Source organism: Acidobacteriota bacterium (assembly GCA_016195325.1).
Classification (GTDB): Bacteria; Acidobacteriota; Polarisedimenticolia; order JACPZX01; family JACPZX01; genus JACPZX01.
Map to the genome: position 1 here is coordinate 100,543 of JACPZX010000018.1, position 16,921 is coordinate 117,463.

A 16,921-nucleotide genomic window follows, 5' to 3' on the forward strand; every position below is an offset into this window, starting at 1 on the left:
GTCACGGCCTCACTTCCCCTCGGCCTTCGAACCTTCCGCGGAGGCGGCGGCCGCCTGCTTCGCCGCGTTCTGGAGCTCCATCGCTTTCTTGAGGAATTGATCCGCCTGCTGGCCGTAGATGAGTCTCTGCGCCGGGCTGGTGTCGAAGCTCGCTTTCTGCCGCAGGATCAGGTTCTTGTAAGTATAGGATTCGAAAGAATCGGGCTTCAACTCAATCGCCTTGTCGAGGGCCGCGAGCCCCTTGTCGAGGATCGCGTAGCGCTCCTCGAGCGCGAGATCCATGTGATTGTACGAGCGGGCCCAGCAGTTGACGCCGATAGTGTAGTACGCCTCGGAGTTGTTCGGCTCGACATGGACCCGCTTGTCCATCCACTTGAGGGCCTCGTCGATGTTGCCGATCTTGGCGTACATGTTGCCCACGATCGTGATCGTGCGCACGTCGTCGGGGTGCTTCTGGACCTCCGCCTGGAAGAACTGGATCGCCTCTTCCGTGTTGTTCGACTTCTGGCAGATCTCGACGAGGTAGTTCTTCACCTTCTCGCTCTCGGGATCGAGCGCGAGATAGTCCTTGAACGCCTTGATCGCCCCCTTCGAGTAGCCGATGTCCTTCTCGTGGGTGGAGCCGGGCTGGTAGAGGGAGAGGTACGCCAGTCCGAGGTTCGTGTAGGCGTCCCGGTAGGTCGGGTCGATTTCGATCACCTTCCTGTACTGCTCGACCGCCTCGTCGAAGTGCTTCGTGTTGTAGAAGGCGTTCCCTTCCTTCATCGCGATGCGGGCCTGGACCATGCCGCACCCGGTCGCCGTGAGGGAGGCCGCGAGAAAGGCGACGGCGGCGCCCCGGCCCAACGTGGAGATGCCTCGCGTCGCGCGTGCGTTTCCCATTCCTCTCATTCGCAGACTCCGTGCGGCGGACACGTGTTGGTTCCCTGCTGGATCCATGCCTTTTCGGAACGACACGGGGCCGGCGCGAAGGGTCGCGCGGCCCGAGCCCCCGAGCCGGCGAGCGCTCGTCCCGGTGTGAACTGATCCCTCGTGTCGGCTGAGAAGTGCGCAGTCTAGCGATCCTCTCGCGCGGGTGTCAACAATCGGTGGCCGGCCTCGTCTCGACCTGTAGAATGGACACGCGAGAGCGGTTTCGGGTATCGGCGGTCAGGCGTCCGCGCGGCGCCGCGAGGATCGGACGGGGACCGCTCCGTCCCCGGCCCCCCTGGGAGGATCGTTTCCGAGGATCCAGTCGCCGCCCGCCTCGCCGTGCTCCTTCTTCCACACCGGGACGTCGGCCTTCAGGCGATCGATCGCGAAGGAGACGGCCTCGAGCGCCTCCCGGCGGTGCGGCGCGGCAACCGCGATGGCGACGCTCGTCTCGCCGATCTCGAGGCGCCCCGTCCGGTGCACGATGGCGATTCCCTCGACGGTCCACCGCCGCCGCATCTCGGCGATGATGCGCGCCATCTCGCTCTCGGCCATCGGCGCGTACGCCTCGTACTCGAGCCGCTCGACGCGGCGGCCCCGATTCTCGTCGCGAACGACCCCCGCGAAGAGGGCGACGGCCCCCGAGCCGGGAGTGCGGACGCGCTCCGCGAGCGCGGCGACGTCGATGGGCTCGGTGACGACGGAGCAGACATCCCGCATCGACTCGACGCTCACGGCCATCGCGACCTCCCGGGATGCCGACGAGGCTCCCTCCGGATTTCGACGCCTAGCCCCCGCTGACGGGCGGGAAGATGGCGACCTCGTCGCCGTCCTCCAGGGCGTGGCGCTTGCTGACGTGCTTCAGATTGCAGGCGGTGAGCGGCATGTACCCCTGCTCCCTGAGAACGGGATAGCGATCCTTGAGGATGTCGAGGATGTCCCCGACGGTGTACCCCTCCTCGAGCTCGAGGAGGAGCTGATCCTCCCCCAGGATCTCCCGGTACGACGCGAAGAACTTGATCGTCACGAACACTCGGGCACCTATCGCAGGATCGGCAGCTGTGCCGACGCCATGCGCAGGATAGCGGAGACGAGGCCTTCGATCCCGCGCGCGGCGTCCGCGACGCGCACGGCGCTGAGGAATCCCGGGGTGAAGGCGGTCCTGCGCGCCTCGTCGACGGCGACCTCCGTCGCCGGCATCGAGAGATCGTCCTCCTTCATCTCCTGGTCGAAGTAGGCGCAGAGCACCGTCCGGCCGAGGCTGATCGCCCCTAGCGGCTTGCCGCGGCCGGTGAGATCGTCGAGAAGAGCCCGAACCTCGGGGATGACCTCGCGCCGGCGCGCGGGGTCCATGAAGCCGGTCATGAGGTTCTTGGCGGCGCCGTACCCGCCGGCGATGACGAGACCCTGCAGGTCGCCGCTCCAGAAATCGCTGAGTGAGAGGACCTTGCCCCGGGCGAGGCGCGCCGATTCGGCCAGCACGGAACGGCGCTCCCCCTCGACCTCCTCCCCGCTCAGGTGATCGACGACGTGCATCTGATCGACGCCCGGGGCGACGCAGACCGCGCGCGCGCCGGCGCGATCGAGCGCCAGGAGCGAGAGGATCGCCTCGGCGGCCTCGCTGCCGTCGTACATGCCGCAGCCCGAAAGGAGCAGGCCGATCTTCACCGCCCCTCCCCTCCCCGGATCGCGACGGGGACCGCCCCCGGAAGGATCTCCGCGACGCGGCCGAGCACGATCTCGATCACCCGATCGAGGGGGGCCTTCATGAGGACGCCGGCCGCGTTGCGGTGCCCCCCCCCGCCGAGAGCCGACGCGACCCGGTGCACGTCGAGCGACCCCTTCGACCTCAGGCTCACCTTCGTCTCGCCGCCGCCCATCTCGCGGAAGAGGAGGCCGATGGCCACGCCGTCGATGGCCAGCGCGAGGTTGGCGAGATCGCCGGTGTCCTCCGCCTCACCGCCGCACGCCACGACGTCGTCGCGCCGGAGTTGCATCCACGCGACCCGTCCTCCCGTCTCGAGCGTCAGGCTGCGCATCGCGAGCCCGGTCAGCACGCTGATGGCGAGCGAAAGCCTCTCGTACAGCTCGGTGTGGAGGGCCGAGGGGGACAGGCCGCCGATCTCGATGAGCGCGGCCGCGAGCCGGTGAGATTCCGCCGTCGTCTTGGCAAACCGGAAGTAGCCCGTGTCGCTGATGACCGACACGTAGAGGGCCGTCGCGATGGCGGGGGTCACGGCCACGTCGAGCCGGCGAATGAGCTCGTGGACGAGCTCGCCGCTGGCGCACGCCTCGACGTCCACGCAGTTGATCGTCCAGTAGGGGTTGATCAGCGAGTGGTGATCGATGCACGCGCGCAACGCCCGGCTCGACTCGACCGCCGGGCGGAGCCGCGCGAGGCGCTCCACGCTGCTGTTGTCGATGACGACGATCAGGTCGGCGCCCGCGATCACCGGCGCGTGGGCGTCCGACGTGAACGCTTCGACCGTGTCCGAACCCCTGAGGAAGCGGAATCGCGCCGGAACGGCCTCGTTGTTGATCACGGAGACCGTGATCCCCTTCGCGGCGATCGCCTGGGAGAGAGCGATCTCGCAGCCCAGCCCGTCGCCGTCGGCGTTGATGTGCGTCGTGAGGACGATGCTACGGGCGCGCGAGATCCTGTCGACGAGGGGAGCCCAGTCGACGCGGCTCATCGCGCGGCGCTCTCGGGGCTCCCGTTCATCCGCCCGGACCGGTAGGCCTCGGCGTACGCGACGTACGCCCTCCAGTTCCCGTCAATCCGCTTCGCCTCGTCCGCCGTCACCGGCCGCACGACCTTCCCGGGGACCCCGAAGACGACCGAGCCGGGGGGGATCTCGAACCCTTCCTTCACCACGGCCCCGGCGCCGATGATGCAGCCGCGCCCGATCCTGGCGCCCGAGAGCACGATGGCGCCGATGCCGATGAGGCAGTCGTCGCCCACGTCGGCGGCGTGCACGATGGCGCCGTGACCGACCGTGACGCGGCGTCCCAGGCGGGCCGGCCCGTCGACCTCGACGTGGAGGATCGCGTTGTCCTGGACGTTCGACTCGTCGCCGATGTGGACGGGCGCCAGATCGCCGCGGAGGACGGCGCCGAACCAGACGCTCGCGCGCGCGCCGACCGAAACCTCTCCGACCAGGGTGGCCCCGGGGGCGACGTAGGCCGTCGCGTCGATCGAAAGTCGCGTGTTGAGAAGTGAGCTCATGGTGGGGGCGCCGCTCGCTCGGGCCGCGGTCCTCGCGCGCGACGAACGTGTAGCATATACCGCGACGCTCGCGCCAAAGTCAAGGCGGAGCGCGGACTTACGTGAGATCTGACGGCGGCGGGCGGCTCTGCTATAGTCCGCGGCCCCGAGACGCGAGGAACGAGCCCGCCGCGCGACGAAAGCGGCGGGCCGGACGAGGGCCGGGCATGGCCAGACGCATCACCATCGATCCACGGACGGTCCAGGAGGCGCGGTTCGCGGGGCGGCGCATCCTCGAGCCCGAGGTGATGGACGGCTCGGGGGAGGTCGCCGCGTATCTCGACGGCGTCGCGACCGCCCACCTCGATCGCATGGACGACGGGTTCGTGAGAGCGGCGGTCCGCTTCGCCCGGCCCGGCGCCCGCATCCTGGACATAGGCACCGGAACTGCGGCCATCCCCGTCAAGATCGCCTTGCGGCGCCCCGACGTCACGGTGACGGGCATCGACCTCTCCGAGGAGATGCTGCGGGCCGCGCGCGAGCGAATTCGGGGCGCCAGGCTCGGCCGCCGCGTCCGCGTCCGCACGGGAAGCGCGCGCCGGATCCCCTTCCGCCGCGGCGCGTACGACCTGGTCGTCTCGAACTCCCTCCTGCACCACCTCCCCGATCCCGTGCCTCTCTTCGACGAGATCGCCCGGGTCCTGGCGCCGGGCGGGCGCGTCTTCATGCGGGATCTCAGGCGGCCGGGCCCGTCTCGCATCGAGGCCCACATCCGGCGCCACGGACGCTTCTATCGGGGGGAGATGCTGAGGCTCTTCTCGGATTCCGTCCGGGCCGCATTCAAGGTCGCCGAGATGGCCGAGATGGTCGGAGAGAGCCGGCTCGCGGGATGCCGCGTGAGGCCGCAGCTTGAGACGTACGTGGTGATCGAGGGACGCCCGCGGCGCGCGCGCTAGCCCCCGACCTGCGAGAGCGCTCTGAGCCCGCACCCGGGCTCGCCCCGGACGAGATGATGGCTCTCGGGCTTGATCGTCATCCCGTAAAGGATCAGCCGCGACAGATCCTCGTCGCTCGCGCCGCCGCGCATGGGGGTGCGCAGATCGACCTCCTGGTCCCCGAAGAGGCACAGCCTCAGGTGCCCGACCGAGGTCAGCCGGACGCGGTTGCACTTCTCGCAGAAGGTGTGGCTCATCGGCGTGATCATCCCGATCGCGCCGCGCGCCCCCTCGTAGCGGTAGTAGCGCGCCGGGCCCGAACCGACCACGTCGTCGCACGGGGTCAGCGGGGCGACGGCCGCCAGGCGCTCGAGGATCTCGTCGGCCGAGACGAAGTTCGCGTCCTGGTATCCCGCCGAGTCTCCCAGCGGCATGATCTCGATGAACCGGACGATGACGGCCCGGTCCATCGTCAGCCGGCCGAAGTCGGCGGCCTCGACGTCGTTCACCCCGCGCGTCGCGACGACGTTGACCTTGACCGGAGAGAGCCCGGCCGCGATCGCCGCGTCGATCCCGCCGAGGACCTTGCGCAGATCCCCCCCCTGGGTGATCTCGCGGAACTTCCCCGGATCGAGCGAGTCGATGCTCACGTTGACCCGGCGGAGCCCCGCGCCGCGGAGCGCTTCGGCGTGCTCTTTGAGGAGCAGCCCGTTCGTCGAGAGCGCGAGATCGTCGAGGCCGGGGATGGCGGCGAGGGCTCGCACGAGATCCGGAACCCCGGCGCGGACCAGGGGCTCCCCTCCCGTCACGCGGACGCGCGTGACGCCGAGCCCGGCGAAGATGCGGACCAGCCTCAGGATCTCCTCGTACGACAGGATCTCGTGGCGCGGCAGCCAGTCCATCCCGTGCGGCATGCAGTAGACGCACCGCATGTTGCACCGGTCCGTCACCGAGACGCGAAGGTACCGGATGCTCCGGCCGAAGGTGTCCGCCAGCGCGTGCGCGGGGACCTGCGCCTCCGCGGTCCGCGCGTCGTTCCCAGGGATGACGCGCAGCGGGCTGAACGATCGGCTGCTCATCTCCGGCACTCCCGCATCATGCTCGCTCCGGCTTTCCCGCCTCGCCGACGACGTGGCCGATCTCGGGGAGGATGAGGGACTCCATGGCCAGCCTCACGGCCCGCGTCGAACCCGGCATCGAGAATAGCACCCGCCCCCGGGCCAGTCCCGCCACCGCGCGGCTCAGCATGGCGGCCGCTCCGATCTCACGGTAGGAGAGCTGCCGGAAGATCTCTCCGAACCCGTCGAGCCGACGCTCGAGGAGCGCCGCGATCGCCTCGAAGGTCCGGTCGCGCGGCGAGATGCCCGTCCCGCCGTTCAGGAGGATCGCCTGCACGTCGTCGCGCGCGAGGAGCGTCCGGAGCGCCCCCTCGACAGTGCCCGCGTCGTCCGGGAGGATGGCGGTGTGCACCACCCGGTGGCCGCGCTCCTCGAGCATGGAGCGGATCAGGCGGCCGGACTCGTCGGTGTCGGGAGTGCGCGTGTCGGAAATCGTGAGCACGGCGCACCCCACGGAGTGCGGCGCCGAGGCCCTGTGCTCGTGAACTCCCATCGCCCCCGCCCCCCCTTCAGGAGTACGTGGACAGGTACTCGAGCAGCGTCCGCACTCCCATCCCGGTCGCGCCGCGCCGCATGTACGGGTGCGAGGCGGTCTCGAGGAAGGCCGGCCCGGCGATGTCGAGATGCGCCCATGGAGTCTTCGGACCGATGAACTCGCGCAGAAAGAGGGCGGCGGTGATCGCGCTGCCGTAGCGATCGGCGGTGTTGCGCACGTCGGCGATCTCGCTCTGGAGCTGGTCGGTGTACTCCTCGTACAGCGGAAGCCGCCAGAGCTTCTCGCCCGAGGCCGCCGAGGCCTTCATGAGCCGCGACGCCAGCGCGTCGTCGTTCGAGAAGAGCCCGCCCGCGAGGGGGCCCAGCGCCACCATGCACGCCCCCGTCAGCGTCGCGAGATCGATGACCTCGTCGAACTTCTGGCTCTCCGCGTGCGCGAGGAGATCGGCCAGGACCAGCCTGCCTTCGGCGTCGGTGTTGAGGACCTCGATCGTCTTGCCGCCCGTCGTGCGGAGGACGTCGCCGGGCTTGATCGCCGATCCCCCGGGCATGTTCTCCGTCATCCCCATGAAGCCGTGCACCTCGGCGCGCGTCTTCAAGGCGGGAAGGGCCAGCATCGTGGCGAGGACCGCGACCGCGCCCGCCTTGTCGAGCTTCATCGTCTCCATCCCGCTCGAGGTCTTGAGCGAGAGGCCCCCGCTGTCGAAGGTGATCCCCTTGCCGATGAGCGCCACCTTGCGGAGCGGCTTCCCGCGGGGACGGTGGACGAGGTGGATGAGGCGCGGCGGCTGGTGGCTGCCCCGGGAGACGCCGAGGAACGCCCCCATGCCCAGCTTCTCGAGCTGCCTCTCGTCGTGAACGCGGCACTCGATGCCGGCCTTCTTCGCGAGAGAGGAGGCGATGGCGGCGATCCGGATCGGGGTGATCACGATGGCCGGCTCGTTGACGAGGTCGCGCGCGAGGTTCGTCGAGGCGCAGAACGCCGAGGATTCCCTGACCCCCTCGAGCGCGGCCTCGAGCTCGCGGGCAGGCACGCGGATCTCCGCGTCCCGAAGCGACCCGTCCTCCTGCGCCTTCTCGCCGGTGAAGTACTTGCGGAGCCGGTAGACTCCCAGAAGGCACCCGTCGACGACCGCCCTCACGCGCTCGCGCGTCCCGACTCCCGGGACCTCAGGCGGCGGAGCGAAGGTGATCCGGGCCGCCGACGCCTGGTCGGCGCGCCGCGCCGCTGCGGCGGCGGCCGCACGCAGCGCGTCGAGATCGAGATCCTCCCGCCGACCCAGCCCCGCGACGATGACGCGCTTCGCGGGGAAGAGCCCCGCCGTGTGGAAGAGCAGCGTCGTGCCCCGCCTCGCGCGGAACCCCTCGCTCTTGAGCAGCGCCTCGAGGCTCGCGCGAAGCTTTCCGGGCTCCACCCCCTCGATCCTGTGAGCGCCCTGGATGGCGTAGACGACGAGGGCGTCCGCCCGCGCCGACGCCGCGGCTCCGGCGGCGGCGGAGAAGCGTGGAGTGCGCGTGTACGGAGGGAGGGACTCTCCTCCTCCGCCTTCGACGCGGCCGCTTCGGGGCGCCGGCGTCATCGCCGGCCCCCCGGAACGCCGCACGATCGGGATCGGGCTGGCCGCTGGCTCATCTGGAGCTCCCTCGGGAATCGTGGCGGTGCGGAATCGATCTCAATCCAGGCTCGGGCAGGGGCCGGGCGGGCCACTATAAAGGCCCTTCCGACGGCGCGTCAAGAATCCGGAGCCTCGGGTGGTGGTCAAGATTGCGGTTGGGGAGTCGGCCTCCGCGCGTGAACCAATCGCGCTCGGCCTCGGGCTCGTTCGCCCACCCGTTCGGTCGGCGCCGAGGTCGATTGGGAGCAGGTGGCGCCGACGCCCGATCGGGTACCCGGGCTCATCCCGCACGCTCCCCCGCCGCAATCTTGACCACCACCGAGTCTCGGGCCGGCGCGCGCGCCGCGATGCTAGTGTGGATCGGGATGATCCCCCTCAAGGACGACATCAAGGCGCGATCGGCGCCGTTCATGACGGCCGGGCTCATCATCGTGAACGTGCTCGTGTTCGCCTATCAGCTCTCGCTTCCGCCGCATCGGGAACAGGAAGTCGCGCTCCGGTTCGGCCTCGTGCCGGGGTTCGTCACGGGCGCCGCCGGCCACGCCCCCGGAGGCGAGGGGCTCACGCTCGCGTCGTTCTTCACGTCGATGTTCCTGCACGGCGATCTGCTGCACATCGCGGGCAACATGCTCTTCCTCTGGATTTTCGGGAACAACGTCGAGGACGCGATGGGACGGGGGCGGTTCCTCGTCTTCTATCTCACCTGCGGTCTCGCGGCCGCGGCGGCCCAGATCGCGGCGCTTCCGCGGTCGACGCTGCCGATGATCGGGGCGAGCGGAGCGATCGCCGGCGTGCTCGGCGCCTACTTCCTGCTCTTCCCGCAGGCGCGCATCCTGACGCTCGTTCCCTTCATCTTCGTCTACTTCGTGAGGCTCCCCGCGTTCGTCGTCCTCGGCCTCTGGTTCGTCGTGCAGGTCACGTCGTCGCTCGCCGGGGGCCGGAGCGGCGTCGCGTGGTCGGCCCACGTGGGAGGCTTCGTCGCCGGGATGATCCTCCTGGGGCTGTTCCTTCCGCGCCGGCGGCGGAGCGCTCCCCCGGCGGAAGGGGACTGGCTCTAACGGATATGTCGCGGGGGGCCGGCGTCGCGCGGGAGGCGCGAGCCGTCAGAGACGATCGCCCAGCGCCGCCACGATCGCGCGCTCGAGATCCGCGATCGTCCCCTGATTGCTCACCGAGAGGTCGGCCATCCCGAACGTCAGGTGGATCTGCTGCGCCGCCGGGTCGCTTCCCCGCTCCCTCTGCTCCTTCTCCGCGAACTCCGCGAGAGTCTGACCGTCCCCGGGCCGCGACCGGCGCCTCGACCGCTCGAACCGAACCTCGATCGGGGCGTCGACCGCGAGGAGGATGAACGCGGGATCCCGGCGGAGCGCGGTGACCTCGGAAGGGTTCCGGATGGAGTCGACGACGTCGCGTCCCGTCAGGCGCTCGAGCGCCCGCTCGGCGAGGACCGAGGCGCCGCCGGCCCGCCGCATCTCGTTCCCCATCTGGATGAGGTTTTCCCGCGTGGGCGGAAGGGCGCGGGATGCGACGGCTTCACGGAGAATGTCGGAGAGCGAGTGGTAGGCGAATCCGCGCGCGACGAGACAGCGAGCCGCCTCCCCCTTGCCGGCTGCGTTGGGACCTGTCAGACCGACGACGAGGCGCGGCGGCGCGCTACTGGTCACCGTTGTTGTTCTGGGGTGGCTGCTGCGGCTGCTGGCCGCCGAACGCGGGTCGCGAGAGGCCCCCGGGCCCCTGCCCGGCGCCGAAGCGTCCACCGTTGAGGCCTCCAGGCGCCGTCCCGTTCTGGTTCCCCCTGAAGCCCCGGCCTAGCGGCGATCCGGGGAGCCCTCCCATGGATCTCTGCGCCGGGGTGTTCCCCTGGAGTCCCGGGTTTCCGCGGTACTGGTTCTGCCCCGGATCGGGAGGCGGCGGCTGATAGTCCTCGGGAGGAGGTGGTGCTTCGGCCGGAGTGTCCGCGCCGACGTAGCCGCCCGAGACGAAGCCGCCTCCCGCTCCACCTCCGCCTCCGGAGGCCTGATTCGGCGGGGCCTCGACGCGGGCGCCCGATCCGCCCATCGCGTCCTGGATCGCGGCGATCTCGCTCGTCTTCACACCCATCAGCCCGCCTTCGAGCTCGAGGCGCGTCCACCCCTTGTCGTCTTCCTTGGCGGTCTTCGCCCGCATCGACTTGCCGTTCTTGAAGAGGATGAGCTTGTCGGCGAGCGCCGGAGAGGCCGCGAGGGCGCCGGCCAGCAGGAAGAGCAACGCGAAGGGAGCGACGCGGCGCGACGGGGACGATCGACGAAGGCTCATGGCTTCTCTCCGATCCGGCTCTCGTGGTACCACCGCGACAGCACCGCCGCCGCCGGCTTGCCCCGGGGAGTATAGCCCGTATCGTCCGGACCACCATCTCCCCACCACATGTAGAAATATACGCCCGCGAGCGCCGGATAGCCCGTCCACGCGCGCGCAAAAGCGGCGTAGCAGCGCCCCTGGACGCCGGGGTCCGCGGCGCCGGGCGCGTCGTACGCCCAGGGGTTCAACGCGGCACCGCGGCGGGACGGGTATCCGACTTCCGTCACCACGACCTTCAGGCCGAGGTTCGAGCGCCAGCGCTCGACCTCCTCGCGGATGGGCGTCCAGGCCATCGCCAGGTCCTCGAGCGTGGCGTCGGGGTTCGCGGAAAGCGGGAAGTACGCGTTCATCCCCAGAAAATCGAGAGACTCGCCGAACGTGATCTCGTCGCGGTGATCCCAGTTGGCGGAGTACGTCACGAGACCGCGATAGACGCGCCGCACCTTCGCGATCAGCACCCGCCAGTCGTCCCGCCGCCCTTCGGTGGAGCAGAGCTCCGACCCCACGCTGAAGTACTCGACCTTCTCCGACGCCGCGAGCGCCGCGTACCTGATGATCATCCGATCGTAGGCGGTGAACCACGCGCCCCAGTCGGGGGGCGCCAGCGTGCCGCGCCAGTCCGCCTCGTCCGCCCGGTCGACGTAGATCAGCGGGAGGAGGAGGACGCGCATTCCCGCGCGGTGCGCCTCCCGGATGGCGAGCCGCAGGGAGGCGTCGCCGGGCGTCATGTCCGGCCGCGGCGCGATGCGGATCGATCGTGCGTCGGGGGTCGCCCAGGGGATGGCGATCGAGACGGAGTCGACTCCCATCTCCCGCAGCTCCGCGAGGGCGCGTCCGATGAGCTCCGGGTCGGTCCGGGAGAAGAGCCCGAGGACCATCCCGTGCTGGAAGGACTCGCGCGGCGGGACCGCGAGGCCGGCCGGGGTGAGGCCGCGGAGGACCACGACGAGCTCGAGGGCGGCGACGACGATCACCGCCGCGAGGCCCGCGCTACGGATGCGACGGATGAGGGGAAGACTCGACCGAGAGCCCACGGCTGTCCACGTGAAAATCGACGATTCGGAACCCCTCCCCTTCGAGCGCCGCGGCGATTCCCGCCCGGGCGCCCGGAGGCCCCATGACGAAGAGGCACCCGCCGCCGCCCGCGCCGCAGATCTTCCCGCCGGCGGCCCCCGCGCGCCGGGCGACCTCCAGAGCGCAGTCGGTGTCGGGCGTGGACACTTCCGGAGAGAGGCCCCGCCGCTCGTTCCACTCGGCGGCGAGGAGGCGCGCCGCCTCGTCGAGATCGCCGCGGACGAGCGCCCCCTCCATCGACCGGGCGATGTCCGCGATGGCGCGAAGACCCCGCCGGGTCGCCGCGTCCCCGTCGAGCGCCCGCCTCACCATGTCCCAGTTGGCGCGGGCCGATGCCCGCGAGGCGCCCAGGTAGGCGAGAACGCCTCTCGATTCGAGATCCCGCGCCTCGACGGCCAGGGGCACGCGGCGGGTCTCCCCCGGCTCGTAGCGGATCGCGGTGACGCCGCCGTGGATCGCGGCGAGGTGGTCCTGCGTCCCGGTCGGAATCTCGAGAACGCCGGCCTCGATGTCGCGGGCGAGCGGCCCCAGGCGCGCGCGATCGACTTCGAGCCCCGCGTGGGCGGCGGTCGCGGCGAGAAGCGCCACCGCGAGAGCCGACGAGCCGCCGAGCCCCGAGCCTGCGGGGACCGCGCTCTCGGTCTCGACGCTCAGCGCGGTCGTGGGAGCCTGGTGACGGACGATGGCCTCGTGCAGCGGGAGCCGGGAACGCTCCGAACGCGCGAGTCCGGCGCGGCCGGCGACGTCGAGCGCCGCCTCCACGCTGATGTCGATCGCTCGAAGACGATGCTCGCGTCCGGGGATCGAGGTGATCCGCGCCCACGCGCGCCGATCGATGGCCACGTTCACCGTCGTCGCCCGGTCCACAAGGAGGTTGAGCGGCCAGATGTCGAGGGTTCCCCCGGCGAGATCGATCCGCGCCGGAGCCGAAGCGGTTGTCATCGCGAGCCACCCTCCCGGGAAACGCGCATTATACTGGCGCCCGCATCGGCCGCTCCGGTATCCCGATGGAGGCGGCGGACGGGGAGGAGCCCGAGGTGAGAGCACTGCCCGCGGCGGCGCCCGCCGCCCGGCCGGGGTCGAACCGGCGCATCGTCGTCTTTCTCCTCTCGTTCGGCGCGTGGATCGGAGTCTTTTCGATCCTGTTCCAGGTGGGATGGATCGACTCGCACCTGGTCCTTCCGATGACCGAGGGCCTCGCGCGCGTCAGCAACGTGTTCATCCGCGGCCTGGGTTTCGATTCCCACGTGGACGGCACGGTGATCGAGTCGCCCAACGCGCCCGCCATCAACATCCTCAAGGGGTGCAACGGCGCCTACGTCCTCGCGATTTTTGTCTCCGCGGTCCTCGCGTTCCCGAGCCCCCGCGGGCACAAGCTCCTCGGCGTCGCGCTCGGAATCCCGTTCGTTCAGACCATCAACGTCGGACGCATCGTCAGCCTGTATTACATCGGCGCCCGCCATCCCGATCTCTTCGAGAGCTTTCACTATCATGTCTGGCAAAGCCTCGTCATCATCCTCGCCATGGCCGGCTGGATCCTCTGGGCCGAGCTCGCGATCAGGAAGTCTCGCGGGTAGGCTCGCATTCTTCCTCTTCAAGCTGGCCGCGCTCGTCCCGGTGCTGTATTTCGTGTGGGGATTCGTGCAGCCGGCCTACAGCGCGGCGGTGACCGCGGTCGCCGACGCCGCGCTGAGATTGATGGAGGCCGGAGATCGCGTCACCTCGCTGGTCGCGGCCGGTAGCCGCATCGACGCATTCAGCGCGCTGCGTGACGACGGCCTGCCCGCGACGTCCTACTCGGCGGATCTCCTTCAGTTCTACCTCGTCCTTTCCCTCGCCTTCGTCATCGCCTACCCGGGGCTCGGCGTGCGGCGCCGCGCCCGTGCCACGGCGCTGACCCTGGCGGGGCTGTACGTCTTCCAGATCGTCGCGCTCCTCGTCACCGTCGAAAACACGTACGCGAACGCCCTCACGGCCTTCGCCGGCCGCCATTACGCGCCGTGGGAATCCTCGATCTACCGGTGGGCGTACGAGCTCGCGGCCCACCTCGCCATCGAGCTTCTTCCCGCGGTGGTTCTCGTCACGCTCTACGCGCGAACCGGAGGGTTCGAGACGCTCCGTGCGAAGGCGCCTGAGCCCGGCTCGCCGTCCGATCCGCCGGCGCCGGCGTCGCCGCGGCGCCGACGTTGGAGCGCGCCCGTCGCCGCGGCGGGGATCGCGCTGATGGTCGGGGGCGCGGCGATGGTCGGCCATCTCGCGAAGGTCCGCGCCCGACGGGCCGAGGCGGCTTGCGTCCGCGGGTTCCAGTCCCTGCTCGCCGGCCGGTCGGCGGAGGCGCAGAAGCTCTTCGCCTCCTCGATCGCTTTCGCGCCCTCATTTCTGGAAGCCCACGACGGCGATGGGGCGGCTCGCCTCGCGATGGGCGACGCGGCCGGGGCGGCCGACTCGTACAGGGCGGCCCTCGCGATCGATCCGAACTACTTCGCGTCCCGGATGGGCCTCGGGTCGACCCTGCAGGCGCTCGGACGGGATTCCGACGCTCTGGAGCAATTCGACCGCGCCCGCGCGCTGAGCCCGCTGAGATGGGAGCCTGAGTTCAATCGCGCGCCCGTTCTGGCACGGCTCCACCGCTCCGCCGAGTCCGAAGAGGCGCTCACGGACGCGGTGCGCCTCGGCCCCCAGATCGCGGACGTCCGCTTCGCTCTCGCGAAACTTCTCATCGCGTCAGGCCGGTGGTGCGAGGCGATTCCCCACCTGGAGGCGTTCTTGAAGCTCGCGCCGGGCTCGAGTCACGACAAGCTCGTCAGGGATTCGATCGCGACCGGGCGCAAGGAGTGCGGGGGGTGAGGTTTACTCGAGCCAGACCTTGATCCTGGCCTCCTCGGTCTCGACCTCGACGAGGGTCTGCCGCCCCAGGGACTTGAGCGACTTCATCAGGTTGTCGAGATCGATGTGGCGCACGCGGAGCTCGTCCGTCACGCGGCCCCGATCGATTTGCGACAGCGAGCCGAGAAGCGCCTCCGCGAACGCGACCGGGAGATTGACGGCCACGGTGATGGAGCCGGTCTTCTTGTCCCGGACCTCCAGCCGGATCAGCCTCGGCTCGGCGACGGTGCCGGAACCCTGGGGCCCGGGCCTGGGCACCTCGTTCGGGTCGATCCTCAGGATCCCGAGCGTGCACTCGTTCCGGACCTCCGCGTCCGCCTCGCGTCGCGCGCAGTCCTGGAGGACCGGGAGCGCGCGGGCCTTCGCGGGCTTGTTGTCGAGATGCGAGATCTGGATGGCCGAGTAGATCCTCGGGTACCCCTTCTCGTCGAGAGCCTTCAGGAGGATGTTGATGTTGTCGCGGCGGCCCTGGAGCCAGAGCGACTTCGCCAGGTTGATGCGGCTGATGAGAGCGTCCTCCCGCATCACCGCCTCGGCCGGGAATTTGTCGATGAACTCGCCGTACGCGGAGATCGCCATCTCCTCCTTCCCGGGAAGGTGGTGGAGCGCCTTGGCGCGATAGTAATAGGTGCGCGGCAGGGAGCCGCTCCCGGGGAAGGCCGCGATCAGCCGATCGCAGTCGGCAAGAACCGACTCCCACTTCTCATCGAAGACGTCGCTCTTGATCTGGCGGAAGTCCTCCTCCTCGGAGGAGGCGGCGGCCGTGACGGCGACCCGGGAGGTCACCACTCCGGCGCCCAGGGCCAGGAGCCCGATCAGCGCGACGCGCATCCGGCTAGACATTCGAAGCGGTTCCTTTCCGGAGCTGATCGGCCACGAGGTCGATCCGGAGAAGGAGATGCCGGCTCTCGACGAGCCGGCGGAGATCGGCGATCTGCTCGGTGCGCGCGCAGTCGTTCAGCGACGCGATCTCTCCTCGATGTTGGTGAGCATGGCGCTGGGAAGGATCATCCCGGTCGCCCCGCCCGCGACCGCGGCGGCGTCCGGACCCGCCCCGCGCGAGCCGAGCGCGGCGTAGGTGCCGAGGGCTACGCCTGCGACGACGAGCAGGCTCACCCCCGCGGCGGCGAGAGCCGGCGCCCTCGAGACGACGCGCCACAGGACCGCGAGGATTCCGGCGCGGGAGGGTTGCGACGCGAGCGGCCTGAAGCCCGTCGCGCGCTGGACCGTCGATCGGGCGAACGCATCCCAGTCGATCCGGGACTCCTCCGGGAACATCACCTCCGGCTGCAGCGACAGGGCGACGCGCTGGAAACCTCGAAGCTCCTCCCGGCAACCGGGGCACGACGCGAGGTGCCGCTCGAGAGCCGCCTCGGCGGCGGGATCGAGATCGCCGTAGACATGAGCCGCGATCTCCTCGCGGTATTTTTCACATGGAGTCATGGACCCGCCTCTCCCCGCCTTCCAGGATTTCCTTGAGGTTCGCGAGCGCCCGATGGAGCGACGACTTCACCGTTCCGAGCGCGCATCCCTGGGCTTCCGCAATCTCCTGGAGCGAGAGCCCTTCGTAGTGACGCAGCACGATGATCTCCTTCTGCCGCGCCGGGAGCTTGAGGATGGCCTCTCTCATGCGGATGGCGTCCTCTCTCTGCACCTGCGCGTGAAGGGGGTCGACCGCGCCCGTGTCGTGGAGATCGCGCGTCTCGCCCTCCTCCGTGTCGTCGATCGACCAGGTGTCACCCCGGCGCTTCCGGAGCATGTCGATGCAGTGATTGGCGACGATGCGATAGGCCCATGTGAAAGGCGATGCCCGCGGCTCCCAGCCTGCGCGGCCGCGGTAAATCTTGATGAACGCCTCCTGGACGGCATCGAGCGCCTCCTCCTGGTTGCGCAGGTAGCTGTACGCCACTCGGAAGAACCGGCGCTGGTAACGCTCGACGAAGACGGTGAAAGCACCCTGATCTCCCTCCTGGATGCGCCCCATGAGAGCCGCATCAGTCGGATCCCCCTCTCCGTCCCAGCTGATGGCGTCGCTCCTTCACGCAACCGACGGCCGGTAGAACGGCACCGTTCGCCGATAGGTTTACCGGCGTGGCAAGAATCACGCCCGAATCCCGCAGATTCGTCCCTGAATCCGCCCCGACTACCCCTCGCCGGCCGGCTGCATGCGCTTGCCGAGGAGAAACACGCAGGCGCCCAGGCCGAGCAGCATCAGCTCGGATCCCATGTCCTCGCGCGCGATGCCGTGCCAGAGAGCCCACGGCATCGTCAGGATTCCCGACACCTGGAGGGCCATGGAGATCAGGTACATGATGGGGCGCTTCACCGTGGCGGGACTCCGCA

General features: G+C 69.9%; 21 protein-coding genes. 4 read left to right on the forward strand and 17 right to left on the reverse strand.

What is annotated here, in order from left to right; all coding sequences use genetic code 11:
* Positions 1–9 precede the first annotated feature (9 nt).
* From HY049_04005 to HY049_04030, 6 genes are all read right to left on the reverse strand, one after another.
* Complete coding sequence (locus tag HY049_04005; protein MBI3448072.1) at positions 10–882, reverse strand: tetratricopeptide repeat protein; 873 nt, start codon at positions 880–882, stop codon at positions 10–12.
* A gap of 267 nt (positions 883–1,149) precedes the next feature.
* Positions 1,150–1,632 (reverse strand): molybdenum cofactor biosynthesis protein MoaE, encoded by a 483-nt coding sequence (locus HY049_04010; GenBank protein MBI3448073.1) that lies wholly within the window; start codon positions 1,630–1,632, stop codon positions 1,150–1,152.
* 67 nt (positions 1,633–1,699) lie between these two features.
* Positions 1,700–1,939 carry a MoaD/ThiS family protein gene (locus HY049_04015; GenBank protein ID MBI3448074.1) on the reverse strand — a complete coding sequence of 80 codons (240 nt, stop codon included), beginning with the start codon at positions 1,937–1,939 and terminating at the stop codon, positions 1,700–1,702.
* A 14-nt stretch (positions 1,940–1,953) separates the two neighbouring features.
* Entirely contained in the window at positions 1,954–2,580 is a 627-nt protein-coding gene (locus tag HY049_04020) for an isoprenoid biosynthesis protein ElbB (GenBank protein MBI3448075.1), read from the reverse strand.
* A complete protein-coding gene (locus HY049_04025; GenBank protein ID MBI3448076.1) occupies positions 2,577–3,605 on the reverse strand; it encodes a DHH family phosphoesterase in 1,029 nt (342 codons plus the stop codon). The genes HY049_04020 and HY049_04025 overlap by 4 nt, the downstream gene beginning before the upstream one ends.
* Positions 3,602–4,138: a gamma carbonic anhydrase family protein gene (locus HY049_04030; protein MBI3448077.1), complete on the reverse strand. Its 537-nt coding sequence runs from the start codon at positions 4,136–4,138 to the stop codon at positions 3,602–3,604. Before HY049_04030 ends, HY049_04025 begins: the two co-directional genes overlap by 4 nt.
* 206 nt (positions 4,139–4,344) lie before the next feature.
* Here HY049_04030 and HY049_04035 point away from each other — a divergent pair, with 206 nt between their 5' ends.
* Complete coding sequence (locus HY049_04035) at positions 4,345–5,073, forward strand: class I SAM-dependent methyltransferase (protein ID MBI3448078.1); 729 nt, start codon at positions 4,345–4,347, stop codon at positions 5,071–5,073.
* On the opposite strand, the gene moaA is transcribed toward HY049_04035, so the two are convergent.
* The 3 genes from moaA to HY049_04050 form a co-directional block, all read right to left on the reverse strand.
* Positions 5,070–6,047: a GTP 3',8-cyclase MoaA gene (moaA, locus tag HY049_04040; GenBank protein MBI3448079.1), complete on the reverse strand. Its 978-nt coding sequence runs from the start codon at positions 6,045–6,047 to the stop codon at positions 5,070–5,072. The genes HY049_04035 and moaA overlap by 4 nt on opposite strands.
* A gap of 100 nt (positions 6,048–6,147) precedes the next feature.
* Positions 6,148–6,663, reverse strand: a complete 516-nt coding sequence (locus HY049_04045; GenBank protein ID MBI3448080.1) for a MogA/MoaB family molybdenum cofactor biosynthesis protein — start codon at positions 6,661–6,663, stop codon at positions 6,148–6,150.
* Between the two features lie 16 nt (positions 6,664–6,679).
* Positions 6,680–8,245 (reverse strand): leucyl aminopeptidase, encoded by a 1,566-nt coding sequence (locus HY049_04050; protein MBI3448081.1) that lies wholly within the window; start codon positions 8,243–8,245, stop codon positions 6,680–6,682.
* Between the two features lie 401 nt (positions 8,246–8,646).
* Here HY049_04050 and HY049_04055 point away from each other — a divergent pair, with 401 nt between their 5' ends.
* Positions 8,647–9,339: a rhomboid family intramembrane serine protease gene (locus tag HY049_04055; GenBank protein MBI3448082.1), complete on the forward strand. Its 693-nt coding sequence runs from the start codon at positions 8,647–8,649 to the stop codon at positions 9,337–9,339.
* 45 nt (positions 9,340–9,384) lie between these two features.
* Here HY049_04055 and HY049_04060 read toward each other — a convergent pair whose 3' ends face one another.
* From HY049_04060 to HY049_04075, 4 genes are read right to left on the reverse strand one after another with little or no spacing between them, the layout of a single operon-like run.
* On the reverse strand, positions 9,385–9,945 hold the full coding sequence (locus tag HY049_04060; protein MBI3448083.1) for a hypothetical protein: 561 nt from the start codon (positions 9,943–9,945) through the stop codon (positions 9,385–9,387).
* The gene (locus tag HY049_04065; protein ID MBI3448084.1) at positions 9,935–10,576 is read right to left on the reverse strand and encodes a hypothetical protein; all 642 of its coding nucleotides are present in this window, start codon (positions 10,574–10,576) and stop codon (positions 9,935–9,937) included. The genes HY049_04060 and HY049_04065 overlap by 11 nt, the downstream gene beginning before the upstream one ends.
* Positions 10,573–11,592: a hypothetical protein gene (locus HY049_04070; GenBank protein ID MBI3448085.1), complete on the reverse strand. Its 1,020-nt coding sequence runs from the start codon at positions 11,590–11,592 to the stop codon at positions 10,573–10,575. The genes HY049_04065 and HY049_04070 overlap by 4 nt, the downstream gene beginning before the upstream one ends.
* Before the next feature lie 16 nt (positions 11,593–11,608).
* On the reverse strand, positions 11,609–12,634 hold the full coding sequence (locus HY049_04075) for a hypothetical protein (protein ID MBI3448086.1): 1,026 nt from the start codon (positions 12,632–12,634) through the stop codon (positions 11,609–11,611).
* Positions 12,635–12,729: 95 nt separating this feature from the next.
* Between HY049_04075 and xrtH the strand changes: the two genes are divergently transcribed.
* Both xrtH and HY049_04085 read left to right on the forward strand, forming a co-directional pair.
* Positions 12,730–13,269, forward strand: a complete 540-nt coding sequence (gene xrtH, locus HY049_04080; protein ID MBI3448087.1) for an exosortase H — start codon at positions 12,730–12,732, stop codon at positions 13,267–13,269.
* Between the two features lie 40 nt (positions 13,270–13,309).
* Positions 13,310–14,539 carry a tetratricopeptide repeat protein gene (locus HY049_04085; GenBank protein MBI3448088.1) on the forward strand — a complete coding sequence of 410 codons (1,230 nt, stop codon included), beginning with the start codon at positions 13,310–13,312 and terminating at the stop codon, positions 14,537–14,539.
* Positions 14,540–14,542: 3 nt separating this feature from the next.
* Here HY049_04085 and HY049_04090 read toward each other — a convergent pair whose 3' ends face one another.
* The 4 genes from HY049_04090 to HY049_04105 form a co-directional block, all read right to left on the reverse strand.
* Complete coding sequence (locus tag HY049_04090) at positions 14,543–15,421, reverse strand: hypothetical protein (GenBank protein MBI3448089.1); 879 nt, start codon at positions 15,419–15,421, stop codon at positions 14,543–14,545.
* A 114-nt stretch (positions 15,422–15,535) separates the two neighbouring features.
* Positions 15,536–16,021 (reverse strand): zf-HC2 domain-containing protein, encoded by a 486-nt coding sequence (locus HY049_04095; protein ID MBI3448090.1) that lies wholly within the window; start codon positions 16,019–16,021, stop codon positions 15,536–15,538.
* Positions 16,008–16,562: an RNA polymerase sigma factor gene (locus HY049_04100; protein ID MBI3448091.1), complete on the reverse strand. Its 555-nt coding sequence runs from the start codon at positions 16,560–16,562 to the stop codon at positions 16,008–16,010. Before HY049_04100 ends, HY049_04095 begins: the two co-directional genes overlap by 14 nt.
* Positions 16,563–16,721: 159 nt before the next feature.
* Positions 16,722–16,904, reverse strand: a complete 183-nt coding sequence (locus tag HY049_04105) for a hypothetical protein (GenBank protein MBI3448092.1) — start codon at positions 16,902–16,904, stop codon at positions 16,722–16,724.
* Positions 16,905–16,921: the final 17 nt, after the last annotated feature.